Source organism: Streptomyces roseus (assembly GCF_001044425.1).
GTDB classification, from domain to species: Bacteria; Actinomycetota; Actinomycetes; order Streptomycetales; family Streptomycetaceae; genus Streptomyces; species Streptomyces roseus.
The window spans coordinates 74,752-93,392 of the sequence record NZ_LFML01000149.1 but is presented as its reverse complement, the minus strand read 5'-3'; the positions used below and the strand labels follow the sequence as shown (position 1 = coordinate 93,392).

General features: G+C 73.2%; 12 protein-coding genes. 4 read left to right on the top strand and 8 right to left on the bottom strand.

Annotated features, from left to right (window positions below; all coding sequences use genetic code 11):
• Positions 1–83: 83 nt before the first annotated feature.
• Positions 84–1,304, bottom strand: a complete 1,221-nt coding sequence (locus ACS04_RS30770; RefSeq protein WP_048480106.1) for a helix-turn-helix domain-containing protein — start codon at positions 1,302–1,304, stop codon at positions 84–86.
• 260 nt (positions 1,305–1,564) lie between these two features.
• Between ACS04_RS30770 and ACS04_RS38460 the strand changes: the two genes are divergently transcribed.
• Positions 1,565–1,735: a hypothetical protein gene (locus ACS04_RS38460; protein WP_158977700.1), complete on the top strand. Its 171-nt coding sequence runs from the start codon at positions 1,565–1,567 to the stop codon at positions 1,733–1,735.
• Positions 1,736–1,862: 127 nt separating this feature from the next.
• Here ACS04_RS38460 and ACS04_RS30765 read toward each other — a convergent pair whose 3' ends face one another.
• The 7 genes from ACS04_RS30765 to ACS04_RS30735 form a co-directional block, all read right to left on the bottom strand.
• Positions 1,863–2,609 carry a TetR/AcrR family transcriptional regulator gene (locus ACS04_RS30765; RefSeq protein ID WP_078865537.1) on the bottom strand — a complete coding sequence of 249 codons (747 nt, stop codon included), beginning with the start codon at positions 2,607–2,609 and terminating at the stop codon, positions 1,863–1,865.
• Positions 2,610–2,848: 239 nt separating this feature from the next.
• A complete protein-coding gene (locus ACS04_RS30760; protein WP_048480105.1) occupies positions 2,849–3,604 on the bottom strand; it encodes a thioesterase II family protein in 756 nt (251 codons plus the stop codon).
• Positions 3,601–4,968 carry a methylaspartate mutase gene (locus tag ACS04_RS30755; protein ID WP_048480104.1) on the bottom strand — a complete coding sequence of 456 codons (1,368 nt, stop codon included), beginning with the start codon at positions 4,966–4,968 and terminating at the stop codon, positions 3,601–3,603. The genes ACS04_RS30760 and ACS04_RS30755 overlap by 4 nt, the downstream gene beginning before the upstream one ends.
• A complete protein-coding gene (locus ACS04_RS30750) occupies positions 4,965–5,471 on the bottom strand; it encodes a cobalamin B12-binding domain-containing protein (RefSeq protein WP_209441817.1) in 507 nt (168 codons plus the stop codon). The genes ACS04_RS30755 and ACS04_RS30750 overlap by 4 nt, the downstream gene beginning before the upstream one ends.
• A complete protein-coding gene (locus tag ACS04_RS30745; RefSeq protein ID WP_048480102.1) occupies positions 5,464–6,699 on the bottom strand; it encodes a type III PLP-dependent enzyme domain-containing protein in 1,236 nt (411 codons plus the stop codon). The genes ACS04_RS30750 and ACS04_RS30745 overlap by 8 nt, the downstream gene beginning before the upstream one ends.
• Before the next feature lie 11 nt (positions 6,700–6,710).
• Positions 6,711–8,180, bottom strand: coding sequence for an AMP-binding protein (locus ACS04_RS30740; protein WP_078865536.1), 1,470 nt, complete (start codon positions 8,178–8,180; stop codon positions 6,711–6,713).
• Positions 8,181–8,378: 198 nt separating this feature from the next.
• On the bottom strand, positions 8,379–9,176 hold the full coding sequence (locus ACS04_RS30735; protein ID WP_048480101.1) for a thioesterase II family protein: 798 nt from the start codon (positions 9,174–9,176) through the stop codon (positions 8,379–8,381).
• 482 nt (positions 9,177–9,658) lie between these two features.
• On the opposite strand from ACS04_RS30735, the gene ACS04_RS30730 reads away from it, so the two are divergent.
• The 3 genes from ACS04_RS30730 to ACS04_RS39780 form a co-directional block, all read left to right on the top strand.
• Positions 9,659–10,897, top strand: coding sequence for a cytochrome P450 (locus ACS04_RS30730; protein WP_048480100.1), 1,239 nt, complete (start codon positions 9,659–9,661; stop codon positions 10,895–10,897).
• A gap of 14 nt (positions 10,898–10,911) precedes the next feature.
• Positions 10,912–11,127: a ferredoxin gene (locus ACS04_RS30725; RefSeq protein ID WP_229907090.1), complete on the top strand. Its 216-nt coding sequence runs from the start codon at positions 10,912–10,914 to the stop codon at positions 11,125–11,127.
• 212 nt (positions 11,128–11,339) lie between these two features.
• Positions 11,340–18,641, top strand: a 7,302-nt coding sequence (locus ACS04_RS39780) for a type I polyketide synthase (protein WP_245236624.1), incomplete at its 3' end; no start/stop codon positions are given.

Here is an 18,641-nt window from a genome sequence, read left to right as displayed (position 1 = left end):
AAGCGGCCGCTCCCCCGAGAGGGGAGCGGCCGCTTCCGGCATTACGGGGGCGACGGCGTTCGCGGTGACCGGGGTGCGCGGTGTCAGCGGGCGGGGGCACCCTCCAGGACCTCCGCCAGGACCCGCCAGATCTCGGCGGCCAGGTCCAGGTAGGCGGCGCCGCGCGCCTCCTCGGCCAGCTGCTTGAGGCGGGTGAGGCCCTGCTCCCGGTGGCCCTCCACGATCAGGAGCCGGGCGTCCAGCGTCTGCAGCCGGATCCGGTCCCGGTAGGTGAGCACCAGATTGTCGGGGTCGAGCCGGGAGAGCGCGGCGCGCGCCGTGTCGTGGTGGCCTTCCGTGAAGGCGAGGTGAGCCTGGAGGACCAGCAGCTCCTGCTGCTGAACCTGGGTGCCGATGAGCGCGAACGCCGCGTCCGCCTCCTTCAGGCACGCACGGGCGCGCCCGAGGGAGGGCGGACTCCCCTGGAGGTAGAGGGAGGCGGCGGCCAACCGCAGTCGCGCCCACAGCACGGGATCCACACGGCTGTCCAGGGCGGTCATGGCCTGCTGGAGGAAGGCGCGCGCGGCGTCGTCGTCGCCCTGGCGCGAGGAGACCGTGGCGGCCGACCAGAGCGCCTCGGCCCTGAGGGTCTGCGGCCCGTCGGCGACGAGGGCCACCAGCTCTTCGGCGTGCGCCCGGGCATCGGGCAGCCGGCCCGCCTCGGCCTCCACGGAGACCAGCGCGAGCAGCGCGTTCGCCTTGTCGGACACCGGCAGTGCGGCTTCCCTGGCCACCTGGTGGGCGCTCACGGCGAGTTCCAGCGCGCGGGCGACGTCACCCGTGGCGCGCAGGCAGCGGGCGAGCCGGCTGCGGGACCTGCACTGGAGTGCGGGCAGCTCGAACTCGTCGGCGATCTGGGACAGTTCCTCGAGGCAGGCCAACTGCTCGGCGTGCTCCCCGCGGCCGTTGCGGTACTGCGCGATCAGCCAGAGGGCCTGCCAGCGCAGCAACGGGTCCTCGTCCGCGGCCGCGGCCAGTACCTCGATCAGGTCCTCCACGGCCGCGTCGTTGTCGGTGGAGGCGGCCAGGCTCAGTGCCCGGGCGAGCGAGTTGGTCGTGCTCGGCCGGGCGTAGAAGGCGGAGCGGTCGACGCCGAGCCGCTTGGCAAGATAGACGATCACCCGCTCCGTCGGTTGCCTCGCACCCGACTCCAGCCGCGACAGATATCCCGTGGAGATCTCGCCGCCGGCCAGCTCGGCCTGGGAGAGTCCCTGTTGCTGCCTCAGTGTCTTCAGACGGAGCCCGAAGGACGACTCGGTTGTCATGTCAGCCCTACTTAAAAGGTGTACAAACGTGGCCCCGTGCCCGCCAGTGTACCCAGGGCGTTCACACGCTGGCAAATCTTCTGCCGGAATTGCATGGAGTCCAGCGCAACTAGTTGACCTTCTTGGCAATTTTTGGCAAGTTGATGTTACCGGCCCGGGGACGCCAGCTCGGGGACGGTGGCGCTTCGGAGTGACGTCCGTCTGACGGTTCGCGCCTATTTGTGCATCTCCCCCTCCATCCCTCTCAGGAGTCCATCCCCATGCGATCCTTCGTTGCCGCCACGGTGATCCTGACGGCCGCCCTCGTCGCCACCCTCGCCAACCCCTCCCCCGCCGACATCGAATGGCCGAACCCGCACCCCACCACCGTCTCCAGCACCTCCTCCGTCGACATCGAGTGGCCGGTCGTCCGGCCCACCGGCGGCGCCTGAGACGGGCAAGAACCGGTACGGGTCCGTCCCGTCGCCCTTTTCAGGTGACGGGCCGGACCCGTACTCGTACGGCGCCCGGCGCCGGCCGAACGCGAGGCTCCGGGGCCGGGCGCGGAGAAGGCCGTGATCAGGCCAGGGGGTTTTCGCCCGTGTTCTTGCGGATCAGGACCTCGATGCCGTCCAGGACGCGTTCCAGGCCGAACGTGAAGTCGTCATCCGTCTCCTGGAAGGTGCCGGCTTCGATCAGTTCGCGGACCGCGGGGAAGGTTTCCGCGTCGACGAACTTGTCCATCGCCCGGCCGTAGTTGGCCATGAGCTCTTCCTCGCTCTGGTCCTGGCTGGTCAGCGGCATGGACACCTGCGCGTTGTTGCGTACGTAGCCGACCATCAGCAGCATCACCGAGAGCTTCTCGTTCGGCGACAGCCCGGTGCGGCCCAGGGTGCGCAGCCCGCATTCGAGCCAGCTCATCTGGCCCGGCTCCAGCGGCGGCCCGCTGACCGGGACCTGGAGCATCCACGGGTGGCGCCGGAAGATCTCCAGGAACGCGCGGGCCCACAGCTCCAGGCCGCCGCGCCAGTCCTTGTCGCTGCCTTCGAGCAGCGGCGGCTTGCCGTACGCCATGTCGACCATGAGCGAGTGGAGTTCGTCCTTGCTCGACACGTGCCGGTACAGGGACATCGTCGCGAAGTCGAGCCGCTCGGCCACCCGGGCCATCGACAGGGAGCCCAGCCCGAACTCGTCCGCGTACTCGATCGCCGCCGTGACGATGCGTGCCGCGCTCAGGCCCGCGCGGGCTCCGCGCTGTTCCTTGCTGCGCAGCTCCCACAGCACGTCGATGCTGCCCGGCAGGCCGCTGCCCTCGTTGCTGGTCATGGAGCGTCCCGCCTTCATTCGTCCTCTTCGAGAGATCCGGATGGATGCCTTGCGTGAGAGCGTGCGCATGCGTAAGCACATGCGTATCACGCACGCATCCAGTGACATGGTATGCGTCACCAGGCCGTTTTCCCGCACCCCGGTCGGAAAGCCGGGCCGGGATACGGGAAAGGCTCCCGCCGGATTCGGCGGGAGCCGGGGCCCCGACCCGGGCCGGCCGGGAGCCGGCCGGGAGCCGGTCAGCCCAGGTGTGCGGAGATCTCCCCCAGGACGGCGCCCGCCTGGGAGTTGAGGTAGAAGTGACCGCCGGGGTAGGTGCGCAGCGCGTACGGGCCCGTGGTGTGGCGCTCCCAGGCCCGCGCCTCCTCGGCCGTCACGTGCGGGTCGCTGTCGCCGGTCAGGACGAAGAGCGGGCAGGTCAGCGGCGGGCCGGGCTGGTACCGGTAGGTCTCGGCGGCCCGGTAGTCGGCGCGGATCGCCGGCAGGATCATACGGACGATCTCCGGGTCGCCCAGCACCGCGCTGTCGGTACCCGCGAGCCGCGTGATGTCCGCGAGCAGCCCCTCGTCGTCGCGCAGGTGCACCCGCTCGTCGCGGACGGTGGACGGGGCGCGCCGGCCCGAGGCGAACAGTCCGTGCAGGACGGTGCCCCCGGCCTCCAGGCGCCGGGCGACCTCGAAGGCGAGGGTCGCGCCCATGCTGTGCCCGAAGAAGGTGACGGGCCGGTCGCACCACGGGCGTATCTCCGCGGCGAGGGCGTCCGCGAGCTCCCCGATCGTGTCCAGGCAGGGCTCGTGCCGGCGGTCCTGGCGGCCCGGGTACTGGATTGCCAGCACGTCCGCGCCCGGGGTCAGCGCCCGGGAGACGGGGAAGTAGAAGGAGGCCGAACCGCCCGCGTGCGGGAAGCAGATCAGCCGGTGCCGGGCATCCTGGCCGCCGGGGTGGAAGCGGCGCACCCAGGCGCCGGTCTCCACGGGGATGGTCTGTGTGGTCATGCGGTGTACTCCTTCGTCCGTGACCCGATCGCCGCCCGGCCGCGGATCAGCTCGGCGGTGGCGGGGTCGAGTTCGCGGGGTCCCGCGTCGAACTTGCAGCGGACATGGAACAGGTCGTTCATGAGGTCGGCCGAGCCGATCTTCCGCGAGGGCCCGCGCTCGGCGATCCCGGCGATCGGCAGCTTGCCGGTGTCGGCCCAGGCCAGCCGGCCGCGCGCGTCGATGTAGCTGCGCGCCCGGCCCGCGTTGTCGGGGTGCACGCAGTACGGGACGTCGAGGTAGCCGTGCCGGAAGGCCTTCAGCAGGGCCCGCCCCAGGTCGTCGTCGAGGTTGAGGACGGCCTCGACCAGGGCGCGCGCCTCCTGGTAGGTCGGGGTGTCGGCGAAGGTCTCGTCGCGGCCGCGGCCGGTGCGCAGCGCGGTGTCGCTGGCGTATTCGAGGGCCTGGACGTTCTCGGCGACGGTGGGGATGCGGCGGGCCTCGGCGGCCGTCTTGACGATGAGGCGTTCGGCGCCGGTGGTGACGGCGAGCCGGGCGGCATCGGCGAGCAGCCCGTACGCGCCGTGGTCGGTCTCGGGGTAGACGCCCATGTAGGCGTAGATGACGACGTGCCAGTTGGCGACCGGCAGCATCTCGGCGCTCAGCCGGCGCAGGGCGGTGACGGCCTCGCGGTCCTGGACGGGGTCGGTCTGCTGGGCGTAGCTCATGGAGATGGAGCGCAGCCCGCGCTGCGCGAAGAACATCGCTTCGAGGAAGCTGATGGCGACGAGCTGGCCGGGCGGGCACAGCTGGCCCATCATGCAGCCGCCGAAGGTCTCCAGGTGGGGTTCGATGCCGACGTCCTGCATCCGCACGTACAGGTCGCAGCACTCCTCCCAGTTGCGTACGGCGTCGGCGAGCGGGGTGCGCCCGTAGGGCAGGCAGTACGAGACCGGCCCGCCCTCGGTGGCGTTGAGGTTCAGCCGCATCATCGCCCGGAAGATGTCGAGGGGCGTGGCGGAGCCGTGCCGGACCTGGACGGGGAAGTCCCGGTCGCGCACGCCGTCGAGGACGGCGGCGGTGGTGTGCGCCGGGTGGCTGACGACCGGGTAGCCGTTGAGGTCGATGCCGTCGCGCAGGGCGGTCTCGACGGCGTCCAGGTTCCCGACGCGGGTGTAGCTGTCGAGGGTGAGGGTGCCGACCGTGGCGGCGCGGGCGGCCTTGGTGGCGACGAGCCCGGTACGCATCCGGCCTGGGTCCCCGAAGCCCATGCGGGGCTGCACGACGAGGCGGCCGTTGCCGCCCTCCCTGCGGACGAACTCCCCGAAGTCGACGGGGGCGGGGCCGGCGGGCAGCCCTTCGCGGACGGTGGCGGGTCCGCTCATGCGGAGACCCGGGCGTGGTCCGCGGCCTCCACGGCCGGCCGCCGGGGCTGCGACGGCAGGGTGGCGAGGAAGGCGTGGAACGCGGCGATCGGGTCCTGGCCGTCCTCGAACACGGCGTCGAAGCCGGCGGCCATCAGCTCGTGGGTACGGCTGGCGCCCTCGCCGCCGTCCGTGCCGAGCTTGCCGCCGATGACGATGGGCGTCGCGGCCAGCGGGGCGGCCTCGCGCAGCTGTCCGATGACGCGCATGCCGTCCTGGTAGCCGTGGCCGTTGACGCTGCTGATGACGATCATCTCGGGGCTGCGGTCGCGGCATTCGGAGACGAGCAGTTCGTCGGGGACGCACGGGCCGAGGTTGACCACGTCGTACCCGCACTCCTCGATGAGCAGCTGGAGGAAGACGAGGTTCCAGGTGTGGGAGTCGGAGGCCAGGGTGGTGACGATCACGGTCCCCTTCGACCGATCGACGAGCGACTTGGCGCCTCTGGCGGACAGGTCACGCATCATCGCCCTCCACACTCCGGTAGGTGCGTACGTGTTCGATGCGCGAGACGGAGACGACCTTGCCCCCGGAGACGGCGACCTCGGTCGGGGCCGGGCGGCCGAGGAACATCAGGAGGCTCGACGTGGGCCCGTACGCGCCGGCGTTGGGGATGCGTACGAGGTCGCCGTCCTCCAGCGGGGGCAGGTCGATGCCGCGGCCCAGGACGTCGCCGGGGGTGCACAGCGGGCCGACCAGGCTCGCCTTCTCGGTCTCCTCCCCCGCCTCGACCTGCACGGACACCGGCAGCAGCCGGCCGAGGCCGGACATGCCGCCGAAGGTGTTGATGCCGGCGTCGAGGATGACGAACTTCTTGCCCCGGCTGATCTTGACGTTGCTGACGCGGGCCACGAGGGTGCCGCTGTCGCCGGACAGGTAGCGGCCCGACTCGACGGCGAGCCGCGGCGCCCCCTCGCGCCACTGCGGGAAGTGGAGGTCCAGCGAGGCCTCCAGCTCGGTGCGCAGCTTGGGGTAGCGGTGCCGCTCGCCGTGCTGCGCGTACGGGACGGAGAAGCCGCCGCCGATGTCGAGCAGGCGCAGCGGGACGCCGAGGTCCTCCTGGATCGCGGCGGCGACCTTGATGGTGTGGGTGAGTTCGCCGATGAGGGCTTCCTCGTCGGCGGCGTTGCTCTGGGAGAAGAGGTGGAGTCCGGCGATGCGGGTGCCGGGGACCGAGCGCAGCTGTTGGGCGAGGCCGGCGACGGTCTCGCTGTCGATGCCGAACTGGGTGGGGGCACCGGTCATGCGGATGCTGGTGGTGGCGCTGGCCGTGGCGCTGTTGATGCGCAGCAGGCAGTCGGCGACCGTGTCGTGTTCGAGGGCGGCGCCGCCGATGTGCTCCAGGTCGCTGAGGGACTCGGCGGAGAAGGTGCGCACGCCGGCCCCGATGGCCTCGGACAGCTCCTCGGGGGTCTTTCCGGGCCCGGTGTAGAGGATGTCGGAGCCGGGGTAGCCGGCTTCGAGGGCGGCGGCGAGCTCACCGGTGGAGCTGATCTCGGCCCTGCAGGCGGGGCCTTCGCCGTCGCGCAGCGCCCGTACGAGGTCGACGTGCGGGTTGGCCTTGAAGGCGTAGAACACCTCGAACCCCTCGGGCAGCCAGCCGAAGAGGTCCCGGCGGGCGGCGCGGGCGCGGTCGAGGTCGTAGACGTAGAGGGGCGTGCCGTACTGGCGGGCGAGCTCGGTCGGCTCCATGGACGGGAAACTCACTTTCCACTTCCTTCGAGCAGCAGGGCCAGCTCTTTGCGGGAGTTCTTGCCGTGCTGGGTGAGCGGGAACTCGCTCAGCACGCGGACGATCGCCGGGACCTTGGCGGGCTCCAGGCGCTGGGCCACGCCCTTCAGCACCTCGGCGGGGGTCAGGTCGGCTTCGACGAAGAGGGCGAGGTCGTGCTTCTCGCCGGGCGCCAGGGCCGCGGCGGCGCGCACTCCGGGGATGTCCATGGCGGCGCCTTCGATCTCCAGGGTGCTCATGCGCAGCCCCTTGCGCTTGAACATGTCGTCGCGGCGGCCCTCGAAGTAGAGGTAGCCGTCGGCGTCGAGGTGGCCGTAGTCCCCGGTGTGCAGGCTGCGCTGCCCGCTGGCGGGGTCGGTGCGGAAGGTGTTGGCGGTGATCTCGGGGCTGTTCCAGTAGCCGGGCATGACGTGCGGGCCGACGGCGACGATCTCGCCGACCTCGCCGGCGGGCAGTTCGTTGCCGTCCGCGTCGACGATCAGCACGCGGGTGCCGGGGAGCGGCAGGCCCACGGCGCCGGGGCGCATCCGGTCCTCCTCGGGCGGCATGACGGTGATGCGCTTGGCCTCGGTCTGGCCGTACTGGCGCACCACGCGGGCTCCGGGGAAGTGCTCGCGCAGCGCGTCGATGGTGGCGGGCGGCAGGGCGGCGCCGGTGTTGGTGAACATCCGGACCGGGGCCTGCGGCCCGGTGTCCCGCTTCGCCAGGGTGACGATCATGCTGGCGAAGGAGGGGACGATCGGGACGACCGTCGCGCCGGTCTCGCGCATGCGGCGCACCAGCGTGAGGTCGGAGTCCTGGTCGGCGAGGACGATCTCGCAGCGGGCGATGCAGGTCATGACGACCTTGTAGAGGCCGTAGTCCCAGGACATCGGGAAGCGGCAGAAGACGATGTCGTCCGACCGGTACCCGAGCGCCTCGACCAGGCCCCGGGAGGCGAAGGCGACCTGGGCGTGTGGGCACACGACGCCCTTGGGGGCGGCGGTGCTGCCGGAGGTGTAGATGAGGGTCGCCACGTCGTCGGGGCGTACCTCGGAGGTGATGCGGGCGCCTTGGGCCCGCAGTTCCTCCACCTCGGACCACACGTCGGCGAGCAGGTGCACCGCGCCGACGGCCTCGCCGAGGGCGGCCGCGGTGGCGGAGTCGCCGATGGCCAGCTTGGGCCCGGCGTTCTCGCTGACCTGGCGCAGGTGGTAGGGCTTCATGGTGGGGTTGAGCGGTACGAACACCGCTCCGGCGCGGGAGGCCCCGTAGAACATGGCGGCCAGCTCGCGGCTGGTCGGCAGCTGGAGCACGACCGGGTCGCCGACGCCGATGCCGCGGCCGTGCAGCCAGGCCGCGAAGGCCTGGCCGTACTCGTCGAGCTGCCGGTAGGTCCAGGCACCCGCGCCGTCGCGGATGGCGGGGGCGTCCGGCGCCGCCGCGGCGGCGGCGTCCAGCAGCCCGTGGACGGTTTCCTTTTGGGACGGTCCGGGTCCGGGAGCAATTCCCGCTGCTGCGGATTCTTCGCGTATCGAATACGAGAGGCTGGCCAACGCCCCACTCCTGCCTTGAGTTGTGGCTCGGGTCGTCCCCCCGTGAACCGGCTGGAAAATACCCGAGGGAGACAGGACATCCTTCTTTTCAGATGTCGCTTGAATTCAGACTGAGTTCGATTGGAACGACCGGGCAATGTGGTCGGTAACGACCTTCCGTACGCCCTCGGCGTGTTCGTTCAGGAAGAAATGGCCACCGGTGAAGACGGTGAGGCTGAACGGTCCGGCGGTGTGTTCGCGCCATGCCTCTGCCTGGTCCCTGTCCACGTGCGGGTCCTCGGTCCCGGTCAGCACGGCGATCGGCGTGCGCAGCGGCGGGCCGGGGCGCCAGCGGTAGCTCTCGGCGGCCTTGTAGTCGCTGCGGATGGTGGGAAGGATCATGCGGACGAGCTCCGGGTCCTCCAGGACGGCCGCGTCGGTGCCCTGGAGGCGCAGGATGCCCGCGACGAGCTCCTCCTCGGTCTCGGCGGCCTGCGCGGCCTGGGCGGCCTGGGCGCGGCCCGGTACGCCGCGGGTCCGGGACGGGGCGCGCATCCCGGAGACGACGAGCCCGGCCGCCGGCCGGCCCGCTTCCTCCAGGCGGCGGGCGGTCTCGAAGGCGACCATGGCCCCCATGCTGTGCCCGAACAGGGTCACGGGCCGGTCCGACCAGGCCAGGACCTCCTCGGCGGTGCGGTCGGCGAGCGTCTCGACGGACTCGACGCAGGGCTCCGTACGCCGGTCCTGGCGCCCGGGGTACTGCACGGCGAGCACGTCCACCCCGGGGGCGAGCGCCTGCGCCGTCGGGAACCAGTAGGTGGCGGCGCCGCCCGCGTGCGGGAAGCAGACGAGGCGGTGGGGGGCGTCCGGTGAGGGCTGGAACCGCCGGATCCATGCGCTGGTGCCCTGCGGCGTTTCCGTCATGACTCCTCGACTTCCCTTGCCGGTGACCGGGCCTCGTCCCGGGACCGGGCGGTATCCCGGGACCGGGGGTATCCCGAGGCCGGGCGGTATCCCGAGGCCTCACCCCATCGAAACGGGGCGCGGGCTGCGGCCGCCATTGCCACCGCCCCCTGCAACCACCCTTCACCACCCCTAATTTCGCCCGGTCCCCGCCATTCCCATCAGGGGCGGCGCGGCTTAGGGGTTTTCAGCGGGCGTGAAGGACAGCAGCCTGCATGGGGTGAACTCCGGATGGGGGTCCTCCCGGACGGGACACCTCCCGGCAATGCCGGGGGACAGTCCGGGGGAGGAATGCGCAGGCGCTTTCCGTCGACGGTGACGCGCCGGTGCGTGCGCCCTCCCACCGCCACCCGCTGAGCCCGAGCCCGAGCCCGACCACGACCCACGCGATCGATCCAGGCCGTGACCGCACACCAGGTGCGGGGCGGATGAGAGAGGGACCCATGACGGAACTCACCACTGCGCGGTCGGAGACGACGGTCCGCGCGTTTCCGCTGCCGCGCACCGGCTGTCCGATGCAGCCGGCTCCGGACTACGCCGTGCTGCGCGAGACGGAGCCCGTCTCCCGCGTGAAGCTGACGTTCAACGGTCGCGAGGCCTGGCTGCTGACCCGGTACGAGGACATGCAGCAGATGCTGCGCGACCCCCGTTTCGAGTCGGACATCGCCGACCCCGGCTACCCGCTCCAGTTCGGTTTCCCCCTGGAGCTGCTGGAGCAGGGCATCGTCCAGCGGACCCTCTTCCACATGGACCCGCCCGTCCACACGCAGCACCGCATGATGCTGATGCCGGAGATGACCGCCAAGAAGGTCGAGGCCATGCGGCCCCGCACCCAGGAGATCGTCGACGAGCTCATCGACGCGATGCTCGCCCAGGGCGGCCCGGTGGACATCATCTCCGCGCTGACGATGCCGTTGCCGTCCGTCGCGATGACCGAGCTGCTCGACGTACCGCGCGACCAGACGGACCTCTTCTACCGCTGGATCACCTCGCTGGTGACCCAGGGCACCCCGGAGGAGCACGCGGCCGCCAACACCGAGGTCGAGATCCTGCTGCACCGGCTGATCGCCGAGCGTACGGAGAACCCCGCCGACGACCTGATCAGCAGCCTGATCCTGCGCAACCGGGAGCGCGGCGGCGACCTCGGCCCCACCGACATCAGCGCCCTCGTCCGCACGATGATCGCGGGCGGTCACGAGAGCACGATGAACGGCATGACCATGGCCGTCCTGGTGCTGCTCAGCCACCCCGACCAGGCGGCGCTCCTGCGCGAGAAGCCGGAGCTCGCCGGCCAGGCGGTCGACGAGCTGATGCGCTTCTCCAGCGTCGCCGACCACGGCACCGTCCGCGTCGCGAAGGAGGACGCGGAGATCGGCGGGCAGCTGATCCGCAAGGGCGAGGGCGTCATCTGCTCGCTCACCGCGGCCAACCACGACCCGAGGGTCTTCGCGGACCCGAACACCCTCGACTTCCACCGCAAGGAGGCCGCGCAGAACATCGCGTTCGGCTACGGCCACCACCGCTGCGCCGGCCAGGTCCTGGTCCGGATGCAGATGGAGGTCGTCTTCACGACGCTGCTGCGCCGCATCCCGGGGCTGCGTCTGGCCAAGCCGGTCGAGGAGCTGCCCTTCAAGGAGAAGGCCCTCATCGACGGCCTGCACGAGCTGCCGGTCACCTGGTAACGGAGAGGACGAAGATGCTGCAGGTCATTATCGACAAGGACGTCTGTGTTGCCTGTGGGGCCTGTGTGCTCTCGGGTCCGGACGTCTTCGACCAGAACGAGGACGGCCAGGCCATCCTCGTCGTGGACGAGCCGGGCGAGTCGCTGCGCGACCAGATCCTGGAGTCCATCGAGGCCTGCCCGGTGCAGGCCCTGAGCCTCGTCGAGCACGCGGTAGCCACCGCCGAGTGACCCCGCCCGTCCGCCCGGAGACACCCCCCGTCTCCGGGCGGACGACGACTTGTCGACGCTCCGTCGCACCGGAGCCCTCCGGTCTCGGGCCCTCGAGCCCTCCGGTCTCGGGTCCTCAGGTCCTCGCGTCCTCGGGTCCTCGGGTCCTTACCAACGCGAACGCCTTTACGTCCTTTCGTCCTTTGCGGACAACGAGTGTGTGGAGTTGCTAGATGACTGAGCCCGGAAACTTTGTCTCCGGCACCGACGGTGTGCCGACCGGTCACACCGCGGCGGACGCGGCGACGGAGTCCGCGCTCGTGCGGGACCTCGAGGCGCTTCCGACGACCGAACAGACGCACGTCCTGCTCGACCTCGTACACGATCACGCCCTCGCCGTGCTGCGGGCGAAGTACGCCGACGCCCCGGAGGCGTTCGCGGGGGCCGCGCTGCCCGTGTCGCTCGACGCCGACCGCTCCTTCAAGGACCTGGGCCTGGACTCGGTCGCGCTGCTGGAGCTCCAGGTGCGGCTGAACGCGGCCACCGGCCTGGCGCTGCCACCGACCGTCGCCTTCGACCACCCCTCGCCGGCCGAACTCGCCGCGCACCTGCGCACCGAGGTCCTGGGCCTGGCCGACCGCCCCGAGGCGCCGGTGCGCGCCGCGGCCGTCTCCGACGAGCCCATCGCCATCGTCGGCATCGGCTGCCGCTACCCCGGCGGGATCGCCTCCCCGGAGGACCTGTGGCGCCTGGTCAGCAACGGAGAGCACGTACGGGACGAGTTCCCCGCCGACCGCGGCTGGGACCTGGAGGCGCTGTTCTCCGACGACGCGACGACGCCGGGCACCACGTACGTGCGCCACGGCGGCTTCCTGCCGGACGCGGCGGAGTTCGACGCGGACTTCTTCGGTATCAGCCCGCGCGAGGCCCTCGCGATGGACCCGCAGCAGCGGCTGGTGCTGGAGACGGTGTGGGAGGCCGTCGAGCGGGCCGGCATCGACCCGGCGACCCTGCGCGGCACCGAGGCGGGCGTGTTCATCGCCGCCGAGCCGCAGGAATACGCGATGCGGCTGCACGAGGCCCCGGACGGCCTCGACGGCTACCTGCTGAGCGGCAACGCCCCCAGCGTCATATCCGGCCGCGTCTCCTACGTCCTCGGCCTCGCGGGCCCGGCCCTGACCGTCGACACCGCCTGCTCCGGCTCCCTCGTCGGCATGCACCTGGCGGTCCAGTCGCTCCAGCGCGGCGAGTGCACGCTCGCGCTCGCCGGCGGCGTGGCCGTCATGGGCAGCCCGGGCACCTTCACCGCCTTCAGCCGCCAGCGGGGCCTCGCCCCCGACGGCACCGTCAAGGCCTTCGCGGCCGCCGCCGACGGCACCGCCTTCGCCGAGGGCGTCGGCGTGTTCGTCCTGGAGCGGCTCTCGGACGCGCAGCGCAGCGGCCACCCGATCGTCGGCGTCATCCGCGGCTCCGCCCTCAACCAGGACGGCGCCTCCAACGGCCTGACCGCGCCCAGCGGCCGGGCCCAGCAGCAGGTCATCCGCCAGGCCCTCGCCAACGCCGGCCTGACCTCGCGGCAGGTCGACGCGGTCGAGGCGCACGGCACCGGCACCACCCTCGGCGACCCGATCGAGGCGCAGGCCCTGCTCGCCACGTACGGCAAGGACCGCCCCGGGGACGACCCGGTGTGGCTCGGCTCCGCCAAGTCGAACATCGGGCACACCCAGGCGGCGGCCGGCTCGGCCGGCGTCATCAAGATGCTGATGGCGATGCGCCACGACGAGCTGCCCCGCACGCTCCACGTGGACGAACCCACCCCCAACGTCGACTGGTCCGCGGGCGAGGTCCGCCTGCTGACCGAGTCCCGGCCCTGGCCGAAGGGCGAGGAGCCCCGCCGCGCGGGCGTCTCCTCCTTCGGTGTCAGCGGCACCAACGCGCACGTCATCATCGAGGAGCCGCCGGCCGCCGAGGCCGCCGCCGACCCCGAGGACGCCCCCGCCGCCGCGCCCGGTACCGCCCGGCCGGCCGCCCCCGTGCTGCTGCCGGTCTCCGCCGCGGGCGAGGCCGCGCTGCGCGCCCAGGCCGCCCGCCTGCTCGCCCGCGCCGAGCAGGAGGACGCCCCGGCCGCCGCCGACCTCGGCTACTCCCTCGCCACCACCCGCGCCCGCCTCGCGCACCGCGCCGTGGTCGCCGCCGAGGACGCGGACGGCGTACGGGCGGGGCTGCGCGCCCTGGCCGAGGGCCAGGAGTCCCCGTACGTCTTCCCGGGCACCGCCGACAGCGGGCGCCTCGCCTTCCTCTTCACCGGCCAGGGCAGCCAGCGCGCCGCCATGGGCCGCGGGCTGTACGAAACCCAGCCGGTGTTCGCCGCCGCCCTGGACGAGGCGATCGGCCACCTCGACCTCCAGCTGGACCGGCCGCTGCACGAGATCCTGTTCGCCGCCGAGGGCAGCGCCGACAGCACCCTGCTCGACGAGACGGTGTACGCGCAGGCGACCCTGTTCGCCGTCGAGGTCGCCCTGTTCCGGCTGCTGGAGTCCTGGGGAGTGCGCCCCGACTACGTGGCGGGCCACTCGATCGGCGAGCTCGCCGCCGCGCACGTCGCGGGCGTGCTCTCGCTGGACGACGCGGCGACCCTGGTGGCCGCGCGCGGCCGCCTGATGCAGGAACTGCCGCGCGGCGGCGCCATGGTGGCCGTGGCGGCCTCCGAGGAGACCGTCGCCCCGCTGGTCGGGACACTCGCCGACCGGGTGGCGATCGCCGCCGTCAACGGCCCGGCGTCCGTGGTCGTATCGGGCGAGGCCGAGGCCGTCGCCGAGGTCGCCGCCCGCCTGGAGGCCGACGGCCACCGCACCAAGCGGCTGCGGGTGAGCCATGCCTTCCACTCGCCGCTCATGGAGCCGATGCTCGCGGAGTTCCGCCGCATCGCCGAGATCCTGGACTACAGCGCCCCGCGCATCCCCCTGGTGTCGACGCTGACCGGGCGCGCCGCGACCGCCGCCGAGCTGTGCTCCCCGGAGTACTGGGTCCGCCACGTCCGCGAGGCCGTCCGCTTCGCCGACGGGGTGCGGGCGCTCGCCGAGCTCGGCGCCACCACCTTCCTGGAGATCGGCCCCGACCCGGTCCTGTCGGGCCTGGGCCGCGACTGCCTCGAAGGCCTCGGACTCCCCGGCGGCTCCCCGGTGTTCGTCTCCGCGCTGCGCCGCGGCCACGAGGACCCGCGGCAGCTGTCGGCCGCCCTCGCCACCGCCCACGCCCGCGGGGCGCGGGTGGACTGGGAGGCGTACTACGCGGGCAGCGGCGCGCGCCGCGTCGAGCTGCCCACGTACGCGTTCCAGCGCGAGCGCTTCTGGCTGGCCGCCCCGATCTCGCGCGGCGACGCCGCCGGGCTCGGTCAGGTCGCCGCCGACCACCCGCTGCTGGGCGCGGTCGTCTCGCTCGCCGACACCGGCGCCTCGGTGCTGACCGGCCGGGTCTCCCCGCGCTCGCAGCAGTGGCTGGCCGACCACGTCATCGCCGGCAGCACGCTGCTTCCGGGCACCGCCTTCGTCGAACTCGCGCTGCGCGCGGGCGAGGAGACCGGCTGCGAGCGGCTCGACGAGCTGATCATGGAGGCTCCGCTGCTGCTCCCCGCGACGGGCGGGGTGGCCCTGCAGATCGTGGTCGAAGCCACCGCCGGCGACGGCCGCCGCCCGATCGCCTTCTACTCCCGCGACGAGGACGCCCCCGCCGACGCGTCGTGGACCCGCAACGCCTCGGGCGTGCTGAGCGCCGCCTCCGCCGGGCCCTTTGCCGCCGAGCCCTTCGACGCCTCCGTGTGGCCGCCGCGCGGCGCCCGCGCCGTGGACACCACGCGCCTGTACGAGGACATGGCCGCCCAGGGGTACGGCTACGGCCCCGCGTTCCACGGTCTGAAGGCCGTCTGGCGGGGCGCCGAAGGCGTGGCCTACGCCGAGGTCGCGCTGCCGGCGCACATCAAGGAGCAGGCCTCCGCGTTCGGGCTGCACCCGGCGCTGCTCGATGCCGTCCTCCAGGCCACCGACTTCGCCTCCCCCGAGCCCGTCGCCGACGGCCCGCGACTGCCGTTCGCCTGGTCGGGGGTCTCCCTGGCCGCGGCCGGGACCTCCGCGCTGCGCGTACGGATCACCGCGACCGGCGCCGATTCCGTCGCGCTCGACCTGGCGGGGGCCGACGGCCTGGCCGTGGCCTCCGTCGAGTCGTTCACGGTCCGCCCGGTCACCGCCGAACAGCTGCGCCCCCGGGCGCACGACGCGCTGTTCCACCTGCGCTGGACCTCCCGGCCGCTGCCCGTCCCGCTGTCGGCGGACGCCCAGGACGCCCAGGACGCCCAGGACGCCCAGGCGGCGCAGGACGCGCCGACCGCCGTCGCCCACCACGCCCTGCGGGGCACCGCGGGCGACATCCCCGCGCAGGTGCGTGCCGTGGCCGAGGACGTCTTGGCCGCGCTCCAGCGCCGGCTCGAAGACGAGGACCCGGCCGCCGGCCCCCTCGTCGTCCTCACCCGCGGGGCGGTCTCCGTCACCCCCGGCGAGGACGTCGACCTGGCCCAGGCGCCCGTCTGGGGCCTGGTGCGCTCCGCGCAGGCCGAGCACCCGGGCCGGTTCGTGCTGCTGGACTCCGACGGCTCGCTGGAGCCCGACGAGCTGCTGCGGATCGCCGCGGCCCTCGACGAGCCCGAAGCCGCCGTCCGCGGCGGCGAGCTGTACGTCTCCCGGCTGGCCACCCTCCCCGCCGCCGAGCCGCAGCCCGCGCCGTGGGGCCCGCAGGGCACCGTACTGATCACCGGCGGCACCGGCGGGGTCGGCGCCGCCGTCGCCCGCCACCTGGTCGCCGAGCACGGCGTACGCCACCTGCTGCTGACCGGCCGCCGCGGCGGGGACGCCCCGGGCGTCCGGGAGACCGCCGAGGAACTGACCGCGCTCGGCGCCCGGGTGACCGTCGCGGCCTGCGACGCGTCCGACCGGGACGCGCTGGCCGCGCTGCTCGCCGCGATCCCCGCCGACCGGCCGCTGACCGCCGTCGTCCACGCGGCCGGCGTCATCGACGACGGCCTGATCGGCTCCCTCGATCCCGCGCGGCTGGACACCGTACTGCGGCCGAAGGCCGACGGCGCCTGGCACCTGCACGAGCTGACGCGGGACCTGGACCTGTCCGCCTTCGTCCTCTTCTCCTCCACCGCCACGCTGCTCGACGGGGCGGGCCAGGCCAACTACGCGGCCGCGAACGGCTTCCTCGACGCCCTGGCCACCACCCGCCGCGCCGCCGGACTCCCGGCCACCTCCCTCGCCTGGGGCCTGTGGACGGGCGTCGGCGGCATGGGCGGGCAGCTCGACGAGGCCGCCCTGCGCCGCATCGAGCGGCTCGGCCTCCAGGTGCTCTCCCCCGCCGAGAACCTCGCGCTGCTCGACGGCGCGCTCACCGCCACCGGCGGCGAAGGCGCCGTCGTACCCGTCCGGTTCAACCTGCGCACCCTCCAGGCGCGGGACGCCGAGGTCCCCTCCGTGCTGCGCGGACTGGTCCGCCCGGCCCGCCGCGCCGCGGGCGTCGGCGCCGTCCCCGTCGAGCAGTCCCTCGCCCGCCGGCTCTCGGGCCTCTCCCGCGCCGAGCGCGGCGAGGCCCTGCTGGACCTCGTCCGCACGCAGGTCGCGGCCGTCCTCGGTCACGAGAGCGGCGACCGGATCAACCCGACGCGCGCCTTCAACGAGATGGGCTTCGACTCGCTCGCCGCCGTCGAGCTCCGCAACCGGCTCGGCTCGGCCATCGGCCTGCCGCTCGCGGCCACGCTGATCTTCGACTACCCGTCGCCGAGCGCGCTCGCCGACCACCTCGCGGACAAGCTGGGCACCCCGGGCAAGGAGGCCCGCCGTACGGCGGCGCCCGTCGCGCTCGCGGCGGCCGACGAGGACCCGATCGTGATCGTCGGAATGGCCTGCCGCTACCCGGGCGGGGTCTCGACGCCCGACGACCTGTGGCAGCTCGTCCAGGGCGGGGTCGACGCCGTCGGCCCGTTCCCGGTCGACCGCGGCTGGGACTCCGACATCCACGACCCGGAGCCGGGCAAGCCCGGCAAGAGCCTCAGCGACAAGGGCGGGTTCCTCTACGACGCCGCCGAGTTCGACGCCGAGTTCTTCGGTATCAGCCCGCGCGAGGCGCAGGCCATGGACCCGCAGCAGCGGCTGCTCCTGGAAGTCTCCTGGGAGACCTTCGAGCGGGCCGGCATCGACCCGCACGCCCTGCGCGGCAGCGACACCGGTGTCTTCGCCGGCGTGATGTACCACGACTGGGGCCTGCGCCTGGGCCCGCTGCCCGAACAGCTCGCGGGCTACCACGGCAACGGCAGCCTCGCGAGCGTGGTCTCGGGCCGCGTCGCGTACGCGCTCGGCCTCGAAGGCCCCGCCGTCACGGTGGACACGGCGTGCTCGTCCTCCCTCGTCGCCATGCACTGGGCGGCGCAGGCGCTGCGGCGCGGCGACTGCGGGCTGGCGCTCGCGGGCGGTGTGACCGTCATGTCCACCCCGGACACCTTCATCGACATGAGCCGGCAGGGCGGCCTGGCCGCCGACGGCCGGTGCAAGTCCTTCGGCAGCGGCGCCGACGGCACGGGCTGGGGCGAGGGCGTCGGCCTGGTCCTCCTGGAGCGCCGGTCGGACGCCGAGCGCAACGGCCACCGCATCCTCGGCGTCCTGCGCGGCTCCGCCGTCAACTCGGACGGCGCGTCCAACGGGCTGACCGCCCCGAACGGTCCCTCGCAGCAGCGCGTCATCCGCCGTGCCCTCCAGGACGGCGGCCTGACCGCCGCCGACGTCGACGTCGTCGAGGGCCACGGCACCGGCACCACGCTCGGCGACCCCATCGAGGCGCAGGCGCTGCTGGACACGTACGGCCAGGAGCGCCCGCAGGACGGACGGCCGCTGCTGCTGGGCTCGATCAAGTCGAACATCGGGCACACGCAGGCCGCCGCCGGTGTCGCGGGCGTCATCAAGATGCTCCAGGCGATGGAGCACGGCGTCCTGCCGCGGACCCTGTTCGCCGAAGAGCCCTCGCCTCAGGTCGCCTGGGACGCGGGCGCGGTGGAGCTGCTGACCGACGCGGTCGAGTGGCCGGCGGGCGAGCGGCCGCGCCGCGCGGGCATCTCCTCCTTCGGCATCAGCGGTACGAACGCCCACCTCACCCTCGAAGAGCCGCCGGCCCCGGCCCCCGCCGAGGCCGCCGCGCAGACCCCCGAGGCCCCCGAGGCCCCCGAGTCCTCCGCCGGGCTCCTCCCGTGGGTGGTGTCGGGCCGCACGGCGCAGGCCGTACGGGCTCAGGCGGAACGTCTGATCGCGCACCTGGAGACCCTGGACGAGGCGGACCTCGCGGTCACCGGCCGGGCGCTGGCCACCCGGCGCGCCCGGCTGAACGAGCGGGCCGTCGTCCTCGGCGAGACCCGCGAGGAGCTCCTCTCCGGTCTGACCGCCCTCGCCGTCGGTGAGACGGCGGCGGGTGTGGTGCAGGGCACCGTCCGCGAGGGCAAG

What these genes read in the sequence shown, in the direction of transcription:
- ACS04_RS30770 (WP_048480106.1), bottom strand. Translation starts at nt 1,304, where the DNA reads ATGACAACCGAGTCGTCCTTCGGGCTCCGTCTGAAGACACTGAGGCAG.
- ACS04_RS38460 (WP_158977700.1), top strand. Translation starts at nt 1,565, where the DNA reads ATGCGATCCTTCGTTGCCGCCACGGTGATCCTGACGGCCGCCCTCGTC.
- ACS04_RS30765 (WP_078865537.1), bottom strand. Translation starts at nt 2,609, where the DNA reads ATGACCAGCAACGAGGGCAGCGGCCTGCCGGGCAGCATCGACGTGCTG.
- ACS04_RS30760 (WP_048480105.1), bottom strand. Translation starts at nt 3,604, where the DNA reads ATGACCACACAGACCATCCCCGTGGAGACCGGCGCCTGGGTGCGCCGC.
- ACS04_RS30755 (WP_048480104.1), bottom strand. Translation starts at nt 4,968, where the DNA reads ATGAGCGGACCCGCCACCGTCCGCGAAGGGCTGCCCGCCGGCCCCGCC.
- ACS04_RS30750 (WP_209441817.1), bottom strand. Translation starts at nt 5,471, where the DNA reads ATGCGTGACCTGTCCGCCAGAGGCGCCAAGTCGCTCGTCGATCGGTCG.
- ACS04_RS30745 (WP_048480102.1), bottom strand. Translation starts at nt 6,699, where the DNA reads ATGGAGCCGACCGAGCTCGCCCGCCAGTACGGCACGCCCCTCTACGTC.
- ACS04_RS30735 (WP_048480101.1), bottom strand. Translation starts at nt 9,176, where the DNA reads ATGACGGAAACGCCGCAGGGCACCAGCGCATGGATCCGGCGGTTCCAG.
- ACS04_RS30730 (WP_048480100.1), top strand. Translation starts at nt 9,659, where the DNA reads ATGACGGAACTCACCACTGCGCGGTCGGAGACGACGGTCCGCGCGTTT.
- ACS04_RS30725 (WP_229907090.1), top strand. Translation starts at nt 10,912, where the DNA reads ATGCTGCAGGTCATTATCGACAAGGACGTCTGTGTTGCCTGTGGGGCC.